Source organism: Sphingomonas larreae, from assembly GCF_051400595.1.
Lineage (GTDB): Bacteria > Pseudomonadota > Alphaproteobacteria > Sphingomonadales > Sphingomonadaceae > Sphingomonas.
Genome location: NZ_JBLFFI010000019.1, coordinates 1 through 747, shown reverse-complemented (window position 1 = coordinate 747; position 747 = coordinate 1). Strand labels below are relative to the sequence as shown.

Below are 747 nucleotides of genomic sequence, written 5' to 3'. Positions count from 1 at the left end.
CGCGGCAGGCCCATGGTCTGGGCGATGCGCTGATACTTCTCCGCGCCCTCGAGGATCGCGCCGGTGTTCATCTGGCCGACCACGCTGCGCTGGATCTCCTGCCACGGCGTCTGCGAGGCCGGATAGGCATAGCCACCCGCCGCCTCGAGCGCGCGGCGGCGCTCGGCGAGTTCCGCGTCATCCACCAGCACGTCGACGCGCGCCTGGTTGAGGTCGACCCGCACGCGGTCACCCGTCTTCAGCAGCGCCAGCGCCCCCATCGCCGCCGCCTCGGGCGAGGCGTTGAGGATCGAGGGGCTGCCGCTCGTCCCCGACTGGCGCCCGTCACCGATGCACGGCAGCGCATGCACGCCCTCGGTGATCAGATAGGCCGGCGGGCGCATGTTCACCACCTCGGCCGCGCCGGGATAGCCGACCGGTCCGGCGCCGCGCATGAACAGCAGGGTCTCGGGCGTGATCCCGGTGGCGGGATCGTCGATCCGCGCGTGATAGTCCTCCGGCCCGTCGAACACCACCGCGGGGCCCTCGAAGGCGTTGGGATCCTCGGGGTTGCTGAGGTAGCGGTCGCGGAACTCGGGCGAGATCACGCTGGTCTTCATCACTGCCGCATCGAACAGATTGCCCGACAGAACCAGGAACCCCGCCGCTTCCTTGAGCGGCTGGTCGTACGGGCGGATCACCGCCTCGTCCTCGATTTGGACGCCGCGGCAGTTCTCGCCCATTGTGCGGCCGTTGACCGTCAGCGCG

1 protein-coding gene is annotated in these 747 nt (G+C 70.3%); it reads right to left on the bottom strand.

The window, feature by feature from the left end:
* On the bottom strand, window positions 1-747 hold a 747-nt coding region (locus ACMGDM_RS20620), incomplete at both ends, for an IlvD/Edd family dehydratase (RefSeq protein WP_496047875.1).